The sequence below is a fragment of the Rhodococcus erythropolis NBRC 15567 genome, from assembly GCF_001552595.1.
GTDB classification, from domain to species: domain Bacteria; phylum Actinomycetota; class Actinomycetes; order Mycobacteriales; family Mycobacteriaceae; genus Rhodococcus_F; species Rhodococcus_F erythropolis.
Genome location: NZ_BCRM01000006.1, coordinates 90,523 through 103,121 on the forward strand (window position 1 = coordinate 90,523; position 12,599 = coordinate 103,121).

The 12,599-nt window shown below is 64.0% G+C and carries 13 protein-coding genes; 7 read left to right on the forward strand and 6 right to left on the reverse strand.

Features of this window, described 5'->3' with window-relative positions; all coding sequences use genetic code 11:
• Window positions 1–8: 8 nt before the first annotated feature.
• Together RE4_RS11775 and RE4_RS11780 are read right to left on the reverse strand one after the other, a co-directional pair.
• Window positions 9–488, reverse strand: coding sequence for a GNAT family N-acetyltransferase (locus RE4_RS11775; RefSeq protein ID WP_046378341.1), 480 nt, complete (start codon window positions 486–488; stop codon window positions 9–11).
• Between the two features lie 17 nt (window positions 489–505).
• On the reverse strand, window positions 506–1,129 hold the full coding sequence (locus RE4_RS11780; RefSeq protein ID WP_080945748.1) for an acid phosphatase: 624 nt from the start codon (window positions 1,127–1,129) through the stop codon (window positions 506–508).
• 71 nt (window positions 1,130–1,200) lie between these two features.
• Here RE4_RS11780 and RE4_RS11785 point away from each other — a divergent pair, with 71 nt between their 5' ends.
• Window positions 1,201–1,998: a ParA family protein gene (locus RE4_RS11785; RefSeq protein ID WP_003940948.1), complete on the forward strand. Its 798-nt coding sequence runs from the start codon at window positions 1,201–1,203 to the stop codon at window positions 1,996–1,998.
• A 15-nt stretch (window positions 1,999–2,013) separates the two neighbouring features.
• Here the strand turns inward: RE4_RS11785 and RE4_RS11790 are convergent, their stop codons facing one another.
• Entirely contained in the window at window positions 2,014–3,216 is a 1,203-nt protein-coding gene (locus RE4_RS11790; RefSeq protein WP_020907116.1) for an Rv3212 family protein, read from the reverse strand.
• A 9-nt stretch (window positions 3,217–3,225) separates the two neighbouring features.
• The gene (locus tag RE4_RS11795) at window positions 3,226–4,830 is read right to left on the reverse strand and encodes a DEAD/DEAH box helicase (RefSeq protein WP_029537929.1); all 1,605 of its coding nucleotides are present in this window, start codon (window positions 4,828–4,830) and stop codon (window positions 3,226–3,228) included.
• Window positions 4,831–5,230: 400 nt separating this feature from the next.
• Between RE4_RS11795 and RE4_RS11800 the strand changes: the two genes are divergently transcribed.
• Together RE4_RS11800 and RE4_RS11805 are read left to right on the forward strand one after the other, a co-directional pair.
• Window positions 5,231–5,926: a ferritin-like fold-containing protein gene (locus RE4_RS11800; protein ID WP_029255047.1), complete on the forward strand. Its 696-nt coding sequence runs from the start codon at window positions 5,231–5,233 to the stop codon at window positions 5,924–5,926.
• Between the two features lie 107 nt (window positions 5,927–6,033).
• Entirely contained in the window at window positions 6,034–6,264 is a 231-nt protein-coding gene (locus RE4_RS11805) for a DUF3107 domain-containing protein (protein ID WP_003942312.1), read from the forward strand.
• Window positions 6,265–6,333: 69 nt separating this feature from the next.
• Here the strand turns inward: RE4_RS11805 and fasR are convergent, their stop codons facing one another.
• Entirely contained in the window at window positions 6,334–7,005 is a 672-nt protein-coding gene (gene fasR / locus RE4_RS11810) for an HTH-type transcriptional activator FasR (protein WP_003942309.1), read from the reverse strand.
• 329 nt (window positions 7,006–7,334) lie between these two features.
• On the opposite strand from fasR, the gene RE4_RS11815 reads away from it, so the two are divergent.
• Genes RE4_RS11815 through RE4_RS11825 form a run of 3 tightly spaced genes read left to right on the forward strand, consistent with a single transcriptional unit; the run spans window position 7,335 to window position 10,516 of the window.
• A complete protein-coding gene (locus RE4_RS11815) occupies window positions 7,335–8,381 on the forward strand; it encodes a DUF3152 domain-containing protein (protein ID WP_153212496.1) in 1,047 nt (348 codons plus the stop codon).
• A gap of 47 nt (window positions 8,382–8,428) precedes the next feature.
• Complete coding sequence (gene moeZ, locus RE4_RS11820; protein WP_019747808.1) at window positions 8,429–9,616, forward strand: adenylyltransferase/sulfurtransferase MoeZ; 1,188 nt, start codon at window positions 8,429–8,431, stop codon at window positions 9,614–9,616.
• 45 nt (window positions 9,617–9,661) lie between these two features.
• Window positions 9,662–10,516, forward strand: a complete 855-nt coding sequence (locus tag RE4_RS11825; protein ID WP_007731227.1) for a TIGR02569 family protein — start codon at window positions 9,662–9,664, stop codon at window positions 10,514–10,516.
• Here RE4_RS11825 and RE4_RS11830 read toward each other — a convergent pair.
• A complete protein-coding gene (locus RE4_RS11830; RefSeq protein WP_020907120.1) occupies window positions 10,513–11,193 on the reverse strand; it encodes a FadR/GntR family transcriptional regulator in 681 nt (226 codons plus the stop codon). The genes RE4_RS11825 and RE4_RS11830 overlap by 4 nt on opposite strands.
• Before the next feature lie 93 nt (window positions 11,194–11,286).
• Between RE4_RS11830 and RE4_RS11835 the strand changes: the two genes are divergently transcribed.
• On the forward strand, window positions 11,287–12,549 hold the full coding sequence (locus tag RE4_RS11835) for a CynX/NimT family MFS transporter (protein WP_060938622.1): 1,263 nt from the start codon (window positions 11,287–11,289) through the stop codon (window positions 12,547–12,549).
• Window positions 12,550–12,599 lie beyond the last annotated feature (50 nt).

The following is a 12,599-nucleotide window of genomic DNA, read 5'->3' on the forward strand; positions in this document are numbered from 1 at the left end:
CTTCAGTCCTACTCAGCTTCGGCGGCAAGAGCTCCGAGGTGGGTGCCGGTCAGGCGATACGTGGTCCACTCCGTCTTCGCGTCGGCACCGAGTGACTCGTAGAACTTGATCGAGGGCGTGTTCCAATTGAGCACCGACCAGGACAGCCGGGTGTAGTCGTTGTCGGTGCACTCCTTGGCGAGCGCGGCCAGAAGAGCCTTTCCGTGGCCTGATCCGCGCTGGCTGGGCTTGACGTACAGGTCTTCGAGGTAGATGCCGTGGGCGCCGTCCCACGTGGAGAAATTGCGGAACCACAGCGCCATGCCGACGACGTCGTCAGCCGAATTCACAGCGACGTGCGCGAAGGCCGTCGCGGCCGGCCCGAACAATGCCTCGCCGATCTGTTCCGCCGTCACGGTGCACTCGTCGAGGGCCTTCTGGTAGTCCGCCAACTCGTAGATCATGTCGGTGATCGGCTGGACGTCTGCGGGCGTGGCGCGTCGGATCATGGGGAGAATCTTAAGCCTCAAGCGTCCACGAGCGGCGGCACGTTGTGATGGACGAGGTGGCTGGCGCCGTGCTCGTAACCGAGAACCGTGTAAGCGCCCGGGAACAACGCGAAACGCTTTCCTTCGGTGACCGGGAGCTCGAGCCAGCGGGCGATGAGCGCGCGTGAGAAGTGGCCGTGCCCGATCAGGATCACGTCCCGCTCGGGTAGCTGCGAACGCACCATCGACAGCACCATGTCGGTGCGGGCATGGATCTGATCGGTCTGCTCGCCGCCGGGGCACGGGTGTGTCCAGACGGTCCAATCGGGCACCGTTGCGCGGATCTCGGGCGTCGTGAGGCCTTCGTAGTCGCCGTAGTCCCATTCGGAAAGTGCATCCCAGGTTCGCTCTTCCGGCAGGCCGGCGAGATCACCCGTCAACTGTGCGCGCAGCCGCGGACTCGTCAGAATCATGGGGTTCCGGAGGTCGAGGGTTCGCAAGCGATTTCCGGTCGCGGTTGCCTGCATCTCGCCGAGCGGAGTCAGCGGAACCTCGGTCCGGCCCGTGTGTTTCCCGGTGCGTGCCCACTCGGTTTCACCGTGGCGCATGAGTACGACGCGAGCACCGAGGGGGATCGACGAGGGGGCGGACTGGGAGGTCATGTCGACCATCATTGCAGGCTGCCTCGCGTGTGTAGCTCGCCTCCTGGCGCGAAGTGCGCAAGGATCTACGTGTGACGACGGTTCTCGCAGTGGCGAATCAAAAGGGCGGCGTGGCTAAAACCACTACCGTCGCTTCTCTCGGTGCGGCTTTGTCCGCGCTCGGACAACGAGTTCTGGTGGTGGATCTCGACCCGCAGGGCTGCCTGACGTTCTCGCTCGGACACAACCCGGATCGCCTCGAACGTTCGGTCAACGAGGTCCTGGCGGGTGATCTCGACGCGGTCGACGCCGTGCTGAAGACGGACGACGGTATGGATCTCCTGCCGGCCACCATCGATCTCGCGGGCGCCGAAGCGCTGCTCCTGATGCGACCCGGTCGAGAGTTCGCGCTCAAGCGGGCGCTGTCTCCGCTCCTGGGTTCTTACGACGTCATCATCATCGACTGCCCACCGTCGTTGGGTGTGCTCACACTCAACGGATTGACTGCGGCGCAGTCGGTTCTGGTTCCACTGCAATGCGAAACCCTCGCACACCGCGGCGTCGGACAGTTGCTGCGTACGGTTCGTGAAGTCCAAGCCATCACCAACCCGGATCTTGTTCTGCTCGGCGCACTTCCGACTCTGTACGACGCTCGAACCACGCACAGTCGCGACGTACTCGCTGACGTCAGTGACCGCTACTCCCTCGCCGTTCTGGCGCCGCCGATTCCACGCACCGTCAAGTTCGCCGAGGCCTCTGCTTCCGGCGCGACGGTCCTTGCCGGGCGAAAGAACAAGGGCGCGGATGCCTATCGTGAACTCGCCGACAATCTCGTAAAGCATTGGGCTGGAAATGAAGTCGTGACTTTCGCGCCGGAACTGGCGCTCTGAGGAAGGCGAGAGCTTCTAGCGCAGCGCAAACAAGGTATCGCCGCGCTGTTCCAGAATCGTCTCGCCCGCACTGGCGAGCACGATCGGCGTCGTCGTCTCACCGCGGTCGACTGCGATCATGCGCTGCACCGCTCCGTCCGACGGGCTGACGGCTGCAATGCCGCCCGGAACGGGGATGAGCATCTGACCGGCGACCATGCTTCCGGGCCCTGACGTTCCGTTGACGATCCACGTCGGAGCCAGGTCGCTCAGGCGGAGGTTGACCGTCTGAGAGCCGGTCCACCACGTGATCGAAGCCTTGTCGGCGTGGGTGCGGGCCCCTTCGGTCACCGCTCCCTCGATCGGATAGTCGACGATCGGATTGCCGGTCCCGTCGAAAATGGTGATGCGAGAAGCGGTTCCGTTGGCGGCAGGGAGGTAGACGGCCGTCTTCTCGCCGGCCACGGCAAGCAGGCGGGCGCCTTCGGAGTCGAGGAGAATCGAGGATCCGTACTCTTCGGGTTCCTGGGCGTCCTTCGGTGCGGGGTTCATCACCGTCAACCTGTTGGAGGCTTCACCCGGGCAACGCTCGAGTACCGAGACTCGGTTGGCGCTCGACGCAGCGTCGAGCAGCGTGCATCCGGTGCGGGGTTGCTTGTTCGGATTGACCTTCGCGTCGACCCTGCCGTACTCGAGAGTTCGGACGAGGTCCGAGCGCCACAGTTCCATTCGCTCACTGCCGCGTGAGATCAGATAGGTGCCGTCCGCCGACAAGGTGACCGCGGAATCGGCGTCGCTGTTGCGCTGGTCCTTTCGGGCGCCGGTGTCGGCGACCAGTGACGTGACCTGAGAGCAACCGCGATTGTCCTGATAGACGCTGACGACGCGATCCCACGAACCGATCGCACCGCACAGGGGAATGTTGCGCGCGTATCGCCACACTTCTTCGCCTGTTGCCGGGTCGCGGCCGATCACGTCGGAACCGTCGGCGGTGACGACGGCATTTCCGACGGTGATGGGTGCCGTCGAGTCGGCACTGGGAGATTCCCACGTCTGCTTCAGGACGTCGGGTAACAACACCGACGTCGACAGAGGTGGGAGTGGAGATTCGGCGGTGACCGAGGTGGTTCCGCGCGCATCACTGCGCAACCACACCACGGTCACCGCCACGATTACTGCCAGCGCGATTGCCAGCGCACCGATCACATCTGAGCGAGTACGCCTTTCGGGAGCCAGCACATCGGCAGCTTACTCTGCGGCGCCTGCCGTCGCGGAAGCCGCGGGGCGACGACGCCGACGGCGACGCGGCTTGGCCGCTCCGTCTTCGTCCGAGTTCTCGGTAGCGGTTGCAGCCGGTGCCGAAGGGGGAGCTGTGGTGGCGCCGGCGGTGGTGGACGTCGCGGCGTCGGTCGAAGCACCGGCGCGGGTACGGCGGCGAGTCCGGTTGCGACGAGGCGCGGCCTTCTCTTCGTTGCCGTCGGCGTCGGCCGTCTTCGGCGCGTCTGCTTTGTCCGTTGCCGCCTTGTCGGTTGCAGCCTTCTCAGGGGCGGGCTTGGCCTTGCGAACAGTGCCCTTGGCGTCGGCCGGAATCGACAGCTCTTCGTAGAGGTGCGGCGAGCTCGAGTACGTCTCGACCGGATCGGGGATTCCGAGGCTCAGTGCCTTGTCGATGAGCTGCCAGCGAGGAATGTCGTCCCAGTCGACCAGCGTGACAGCGATGCCGGTGCGTCCGGCGCGGCCGGTACGACCGATGCGGTGGACGTAGGTCTTCTCGTCCTCGGGGCACTGGTAGTTGATGACGTGGGTGACGTCGTCGATGTCGATGCCGCGTGCGGCGACGTCGGTGGCGACCAACACGTCGACCTTGCCGTTGCGGAAGCCCTTCAGGGCCTTCTCGCGGGCAATCTGTCCGAGGTCACCGTGGACGGCACCGACGGAGAAGCCGCGCTCGGCGAGATCGTCGGCGACTTTCTGGGCTGTGCGCTTGGTGCGGGTGAAGATCATCGTCGCGCCGCGGCCTTCGGCCTGCAGAACACGGGCGACCATCTCGGCCTTGTCGAGAGCGTGCGCACGGTAGATGTGCTGGCTCGTGCGGTCGTGCACTGCGGAGGATTCGGCTTCCTCGGCGCGGATGTGCGTCGGCTGCGTCAGGAAGGTGCGAGCCAGGGTGATGATCGGGCCGGGCATCGTGGCGGAGAAGAGCATCGTCTGACGCTTGTCGGGGACCATGCCCATGAGGCGTTCGATGTCGGGGAGGAATCCGAGGTCGAGCATTTCGTCGGCCTCGTCGAGGACGAGAACGCCCACTTTGCCCAGGATCAGGTGCGACTGGTTGGCGAGGTCGAGCAGGCGACCCGGGGTGCCGACGACAACGTCGACGCCCTTCTGCAGTGCCGAGATCTGCGCCTCGTACGGCCGACCGCCGTAGATGGGCAGAACCTGGAGACCTCGGTCGCCGACTCGGAGGTACTTGCTGGCGTTCTCGAGGTCGCGAGCGACCTGGATGCACAGTTCGCGGGTGGGAACGATGATCAGAGCGCGAGGCGTGCCGTCGAGGACAGCCGTGCCGTTCTCGGCGGTGACGATGCGATGCAGGAGCGGGACGCCGAAACCGAAGGTCTTGCCCATTCCGGTGCGGGCCTGACCGATGAGGTCGTCACCGGCGAGAGCCAACGGAAGGGTGAGTTCCTGGATGGCGAAGGTGCGCTCGATGCCGATCTCGTTCAGTGCGCGGACGATTTCGTCGCGGACACCGAGTTCGGCGAAGCTCGGGGGTACATGGGTGTCGTCGAGCTGGACGGAAACGGTGTTCTCGGTTGCTTCGTCTTCGTGGTCGACAGTGATCTTGCTCAGGGGACTAGCCTTTCCTCGTGGCGGTACGCACGCACAAGGTAAGGGGCCAGGCCGTAAATCGGCCGATGTCGATGCCCTCTTTTTCTTCGGTCATGCCTACGCCTCAGCACTGAATTCCACTCGGACGAATTCGAACCGTCCGGAGATCTCGGCGAAGCGGGCAACAACCGTCGATGCAGGTGCGCGCACATTATCGGTGGGGTCCGCGTGAGCACAGTCGTGTCGGCTGACCTAAAGCAGCCGTCCCGGCTAATCATAAGAGCCGGGGGAACTGGCGAACTCCCAAGACCATTGTAGCTGCACGTTGTCCGCCCCTCGCGATGACATGTCGAAGATCACCGAATCGGACATGCGGTCCTTGGCGGTCGCGTCGGCCGTCGAAGCACTACAGTTCGTAGTCATGGGCGCACACGATCTTGATGCTTCGACGGACGCTGGAACCGGAGGCCGAGTCGCTTCCGATCACCCCGGCGTGATCGATTTGTTTGCCGTTCTTGCCTACGGCGAGATTTCGGCGTTCTACCGGTTGGCGGAGGACGCACAAATGGCACCGGACCTGCGAGGCAAGGTGGCGTTCGCCAGCATGGCCGCCGCCGAGATGGACCACTTCGAGACTCTGGAAACGGCGCTGACGGAACGTGGCCACGAGATCTTTGCCGTCATGGACCCGTTCGTTCGTGCTCTCGACAACTATCACGCGTCGACGACACCGTCGACGTGGCTGGAATCGCTCGTGAAGGCGTACGTCGGCGACGGAATCGCTGCCGATTTCTACCGCGAGATCGGGCACTCCCTCCCGGCGGATGTCGCCGAGATCGTCGAGGACGTGCTGTCCCAGACGGGCCACTCGGAGTTCGTGGTGCTCGAGGTGAAGGCAGCAGTGGAGGCCAGCACCCGCGCCAAGGACCGGCTGATGTTGTGGGGACGCCGTCTTCTGGGTGAAGCAATCACGCAGGCGCAGTTCGTGCTGGCGCAGCGTGAGGACCTCACGGATCTGGTGATCTCGGCCTCGGGTGACCTCAACGGAGTTGTCGCGTTGTTCGACGGTATGCAGGCAAAGCACGCCGAGCGGATGGCGATTCTCGGACTCGTCTAGGTGCCTGTTCGCTCTGGGCACAGCGTGCAGAGGAGCGTGGGCGGTCGCTGCTGCATTAGCCTTGCGTCGACAACGGATGTAATTCACGAACAGTTCGGAGGTTGACCGTGGAGGTCAAGATCGGTGTAATCGACAGCCCGCGTGAGCTCATCGTCAACAGCGAACAGACCCCTGACGAGGTCGAGACACTGGTCGCGGCTGTCCTCGGTGGCCGCGAGCCGGTTCTGGCTCTCGTCGACGACAAGGGCCGCAAGTTCCTGGTGCAGGCTTCTCGTGTGGCGTACGTGGAGATCGGTCCGTCCGATATCCGCAAGGTCGGATTCGCGCCTACCGTCTGACGCGTAGCTGTAACAGCAGAATGGGCGGGCAGTCGTGAGACTGCCCGCCCATTCTCGTTCGGGTTCCGGTTACTTGGTTTCGGCCTGCAGCGGCACGTGTGAGAGACCGCCCCACGCCAGTGTCACGGTGATTTCCACGGCCTCTTCCTTGGGGATCGGCCGCGCGGCTTCGAGCCAGTACCGCGCCGTGAACTGGCTGGCACCGACCAGACCGACGGCAAGAATGCGCGCGCGATACGGATCGAGTCCGGAATCCTGACTGACCAGGTCGAACACGGCGTCGACGCAGGCTTCGGTGGCTTGTTCGACGCGTGTCTGGACCTGAGGTTCGCCCATGATGTCGGACTCGAACACCAGGCGGAAGCCCTGCGAGTCGTTGTCGACGAAGTCGAAGAACGCCTGGACTGCGGCGCGGACACGCTGTTTGTTGTCCGTCGTCGATCGCAGGGCCTGGCGTACACCCGAGATGAGGCTGTCGACATAACTCTGCAGGACTGCGACATACAGTTCGAGCTTGCCTGGAAAGTGTTGGTACAGGACTGGCTTGCTGACACCGGCACACTCGGCGATCTCGTCCATGCCGGCCGAGTGGTACCCGTTCGCGACGAATACCTCACTTGCAGCTGCGAGGAGCTGGAGGCGGCGCGCATCGCGGGGGAGTCGGGTGCTGCGACGTGTTCCGGCAGGCTTGCCAGCCGTTGTACCGCGATCGGAGTCTGTCCGATCCGCGAGTTCTGTCATGTCGCTTCCAATCTGAGCAAAAGTAAATTCGGTCGGCGCGCGGATCCGCGAGTCGCGTGTGCGTACCCGCCAGTATCCTCCGTCACACCGGTCGTAGCCGAATGAACGATACCGTGTGTCGCCCGGGCGAGTCGCGCGTGCCTCGGTGAGCGAGACCAGCGGTCTTTCTCGTTACAGGACGGGTTGCCATGACACGCCAGGACCAGCATGTTTCGGTCAGCCCGGGCGAGCGACTTGCCGTGTGTGAGATTCTGGACGACGTGACTGACCCAGGGGGACCGCGCATGCGTGGACGAACTACGCAGAACCCTGAACGTGAGGAACGTCGAATGCGTAGCGGAACTGGAGCGCCCCGCGACGAACGTCGGCCAGAGGTGCCGGATGATCGTGCCTACGGCGAACGCGACTATCGCGGCATTTCCTCCCATCAGCCCTTGCGTGCCCAGTGGGATCCGACCAAACGAGAAGTGGGCCGAACCCCGCGTAATCCGCGGCCGGACCGGGCAGCGCGAAAGCAGAGCAAGCTCGGGCGCTTCGTCTCGACATACGGTTGGCGGGCCTACGCGATTCCGGTTCTCGTGGTGCTCACCATCCTTGTGATCGTCGACGCAGTACGTCCGGACGCCACAGACACCGCGAGCAAGACGTCGGCCACTGCCGACCTCGCCCACAGCACCGACGGAACCGACGTCATCGGTGCGCCGCCGGCCGGAGACGGAACCTTTGCGTCGTCGATACCGTCCGGCGCGCTCCCCGACGGTGGTCCGTTCACCGTCGCGGGCGGCGGAACGTGGCACGTCGTACCGGGTACGACGGGCAAGGTCGGACAGGGAACCGAACGCGAGTTCACGTACACGGTCGAGATCGAGGACGGCGTCGACACGACCGGTTTCGGCGGTGACGAATCGTACGGACGCATGGTCGATCAGACGCTGGCAAATCCGAAGAGTTGGACCAATGATCCCAAGGTCGCGTTCCGGCGCGTCGACGCGGGCGAGCCGGACTTCCGGATCTCCTTGACCTCGCAGATGACTATCCGTGAAGGCTGCGGATACGAGATCGAACTCGAAGGATCCTGCTACAACCCGAGCATGGACCGAGTCCTGCTCAACGAACCGCGATGGGTGCGAGGCGCCATTTCGTTCCAGGGTGACATTGGTTCGTATCGGCAGTATCAGATCAATCACGAGGTCGGCCATGCCATCGGATACGCCGCTCATCAGCCGTGCGAGACCGAAGGCGGACTCGCACCGATCATGATGCAGCAGACCTTCGGAACCGCGAACAACGACATCGCTAGGCTTGATCCCGAGGGCGTCGTTCCGATGAACGGACTCACGTGCCGCTTCAATCCGTGGCCGTACCCTCGAGCGTGACCGGATCGAGAATCCCTGATCTCGTCTTGAACTAGGAGTGTTTCGCGGTGTCTGCAACACCCGTCGTATTGCCACCACTGGTGGAGCCGGCAGCCGAGTTGAGCCGGGAGGAAGTTGCCAGATACAGCCGGCACCTGATCATCCCGAACGTGGGCATGACCGGCCAGAAGCGGCTCAAGAATGCGCGAGTCCTGTTCATCGGCGCCGGTGGATTGGGTTCGCCTGCACTGCTCTATCTCGCGGCCGCAGGAGTGGGCACCATCGGGATCGTCGAGTTCGACGAGGTCGACATGTCGAACCTGCAGCGTCAGGTGATTCACGGACGCTCCGACGTCGGACGCCCGAAGGCGGTCAGCGCGAAGGAGTCGATTCTCGAGATAAACGAGCACGTCGACGTCCGGTTGCACGAATTCCGCCTGGACAACTCCAACGCGGTCGAACTGTTCTCGGAGTACGACCTGATCCTGGACGGTACGGACAACTTCGCGACGCGGTACCTCGTCAACGATGCCGCCGTCATCGCCGGAAAGCCGTACGTGTGGGGCTCGATCTACCGCTTCGAAGGGCAGGTCTCGGTCTTCTGGGAAGACGCCCCGGACGGCGCGGGACTGAATTATCGCGATCTTTACCCGGAGGCGCCGCCGCCCGGCATGGTCCCCTCGTGCGCCGAGGGCGGTGTTCTCGGAGTCCTGCCTGCGACCGTCGGTTCGATCATGGCGACCGAGGCGGTCAAGCTCATCACAGGGATCGGCGAACCGCTTCTCGGGCGCCTGATGATCTACGACGCTCTTGCGATGACGTTCCGGACGATCCGCCTTCAGCGTGATCCGACCCGCGTGCCGGTCACCGCCTTGATCGACTACGACGCGTTCTGCGGTGTCGTGTCCGAAGAGGCGAGCGCTGCTGCTGTCGGCTCGACGATCACGGCGCCGGAGCTGGAGGCCATGATCGGCGAGGGACGATCGATCGAGCTGGTAGACGTACGAGAACCGGTTGAATGGGACATCATGCATCTGCCGGGGGCGGTGCTGATCCCGAAGGACCGCATCCTTTCCGGTGAAGCTCTGGCGACGTTGCCGCAGAACAAGCAGATAGTTCTGTACTGCAAAACCGGCATTCGTTCGGCCGAGGCACTGGCCTTTCTCAAGAACGCCGGTTTCTCCGACGCAGTTCACGTTCAAGGCGGCGCGATCGCCTGGGCGAACCAGGTGGATGCGAGTCTGCCGGTCTACTAGGCGCGCCTCGCGGGAGGCGGCGCCGCGCACCGGTAGCGTTGGGGTGTGAGCACAGGCCAACCTCCCCAGCACGTGTGCTCCACCTTCGGCCTCCGTGAAGTCGATCCCATCCCACTCGGTGCGGATTGGGACGGCGGGTGGCTGTGTGGAGACGTCGTCCTTTCAGCAGTCGCGGATCATGCCCGCGCAGCGTGGTCGGCGAAGGTGCGAGAGAACCTCGAAGTCGACGGCGTTCGGCTGGCTCGACCGGTGCGTTCGACTGACGGTCGTTACGTCGTCTCGGGCTGGCGTGCCGACACATTCATCGTCGGATCGCCGGAACCACGTCACGACGAAGTGGTCTCGATGTCCTGCCGACTGCATGCGGCGACGGCCTCGCTCGAGCGCCCGCGCTTCCTTGCACAACCGCCGGTGCCGCCGTGGGCCGAGGTCGACGTATTCGTCGCCGCTGATCGCGCGGCATGGGAAACGGTTCCGCTGAGGATCGCGAAGGGCGTCGAGCAACTCGAGACGCCCACTCCGGACGGTCGCAAAAGTCTGGAACTGATTGCCGGGCTCGCTACTTTGCGGAAGCCGGTGCAGAGCCCGGACCAGCTCGTGCACGGCGATCTGTTCGGGACGGTGCTGTTCTCGGGCAGTATGGCCCCCGGAATCACCGACATCACGCCGTATTGGCGACCGGCTGCGTGGGCCGCCGCCGTCGCTGTGGTCGACGCGATCTCGTGGGGCGGTGCCGACGAGGCACTGGTCGGCCGGTGGGAAGATCTCCCCGAGTGGCCGCAGATGCTTCTACGTGCGGTGATGTTCCGCCTGGCAGTTCATGTTCTGCATCCCCGCTCGACGGCGGACGCGTTCCCGGGGTTGGCCCGTACTTCCGACATCGTGCGCTTGCTGCTCTAGATCGGGGCGCCGGTACCGAAGTCCGAGACCAGGCCCTCGAACAGCTCGCGTGCGGCGTTCGAGGCGGCCACGGTGTTCCCGTCGACGACAGCGTTGACGAGGTTTGCGTGCTGCGAGTGGAATCCTTCGCCGGTTGCATCGATGTGCTGTTGGATCGTGGTCTCGATGACGGGGAGCAGGGAGTCGTAGAACTCCAGGTAGACCTCGTTGTGGCTGGCCGCGACGATTGCTCGGTGCAGGGCGACGTCAGCGGTGGTGGCAGCGTCGATGTCCTGACCCTCCCATGACGCGGTGCGAAGCTCGAGTAGTCGCGTCAGTTCGGCGATGTCGTCTTCGGTTCGCCGTGCGGCGGCGAGGGTGGCTGCAGTGATGTCGAGTGCGCGCCGAAGTTCGAGTACGTCCCGTTGGTGGGCACCGGCAAAGTAGTTGCCGAGAGTGCCACCGAGGTCGGAGACAGCAACGACGTAGGTACCCGATCCCTGACGACGTTCCAGCATTCCGGCGTGAACGAGCGCCTGGACCGCCTCGCGCACGGTATTGCGACCGGTCCCGGTCAGCTCCGACAGTTCCGGTTCGGTGGGGATTTTGGAACCGATCGGCCAGGTCCCGCTCCGGATCTCGTTGCGGAGTTGTTCGGTGACCTGTGAGATGAGACTTGCGCGTCGAACGGGTTGCACGTGGTTGTTTCCTCGGGTCCGGGTAAGTGGTGTGAATGTGACGTTAGATTACCGCGCTTGTGCGAGTTCGTCCGGTCATCCTATGATTTGCCGGTGACTGCTCAACTGGAGAGAACCGAAACCCGCTCGTTGATACAAGGCCGTGTGCTCGTCTTCGCAGCGATTGCGATGTCTGCGCTCGTACTTCGACTTGCGGTGACCTCGTTCTCGCCCTTGGCGGCCGAGATTCGCGACGAGATCGGCTTCTCCGCCTCGATCGTCGGTGTCTTCGGCATGGTTCCGACCGCAATGTTCGCCATCTTCGGTCTCATCACTCCCGCCATCGCGAAACGTATCGGGCTCGAGCGAACGGCCCTCGTCGCGATGCTCATGGCCGGCGTCGGAATGCTGTTGCGCGCCATGATGTCTCAGACATGGTCGTTGCTGGCCCTCTCGGCTTTGGCACTGGCAGGCATGGGAATCGGCAATGTCGTGATCCCTCCGTTGGTCAAGCGGTACTTCTCGGATCGCCTCGCCACCATGAGTTCGGTCTACATCGTGGCCGTGCAGATCGGCACCATCGTTCCGGCGTTCGTCGCAGTCCCGGTTGCCGACGCCTTCGGGTGGCGGTTCTCGATCGGCTGGTGGTCCGCCTTCGGCTTCGCCGCAGCAGTGCCGTGGTTGATCACCCTCGCTCGCTCGCGCAAGGCTCGCGCGAACGCAGCCGGGTCCGTCGAGAATGCATCGGATTCGGTTGCGGCAGTGGCAGAACAGCCACGCGGTCAGGTCTGGCGTTCTCCCGTGGCCTGGGGGATGGCCGGCATGTTCGGCATGACCTCACTGATCACGTATTCGATGTTCACCTGGATTCCCTCGATCCTTCGTGACGCCGGAGCCAGTGATGCCTTCGGCGGAACGATGGTCGGAATGTTCTCGGTGATCGGGCTCGTCGCAGCGTTCGGTGCGCCGACGCTGTGCGCCCGCATGGCCAATCCCTTCCCTGTCGTGATCGCGTGTGCCGTCTGCTACCTGGTCGGCATGGGCGGGCTGTACTTTGCCCCGATGGCGGCGCCGATCGTGTGGGTTGTCGTCCTGGGCCTCGGTCCGAGCACGTTCCCGATGTCGCTCACGCTGATCAACCTGCGTACTCGTTCGCACATCGGTTCCTCGGCACTGTCCGGCTTCACCCAGGGCATCGGCTACTCCGTTGCCTGCCTCGGTCCGCTCCTGTTCGGCGTTTTCCACGACGTGTCCGGTGGATACGCTGCGCCGTTCGGCCTGCTCGTCGTCGCGGTGATCGTGGTGCTCCTGGGCGCCTACCAGGCATGCAAGCCTCGGATGCTCGAGGATTCCTGGCACGCACCTGCGAAAAACTAGCTCACACCCGGTCTTGTTACCGGGTGAGGATCAATTGACTTCGCGGTCAT

Bases quoted from the DNA above. Each gene is read 5' to 3' on its own strand.
- RE4_RS11775 (WP_046378341.1), bottom strand. From the start codon at position 488: ATGATCCGACGCGCCACGCCCGCAGACGTCCAGCCGATCACCGACATG.
- RE4_RS11780 (WP_080945748.1), bottom strand. From the start codon at position 1,129: ATGACCTCCCAGTCCGCCCCCTCGTCGATCCCCCTCGGTGCTCGCGTC.
- RE4_RS11800 (WP_029255047.1), top strand. From the start codon at position 5,231: ATGGGCGCACACGATCTTGATGCTTCGACGGACGCTGGAACCGGAGGC.
- fasR (WP_003942309.1), bottom strand. From the start codon at position 7,005: ATGACAGAACTCGCGGATCGGACAGACTCCGATCGCGGTACAACGGCT.
- RE4_RS11815 (WP_153212496.1), top strand. From the start codon at position 7,335: ATGCGTAGCGGAACTGGAGCGCCCCGCGACGAACGTCGGCCAGAGGTG.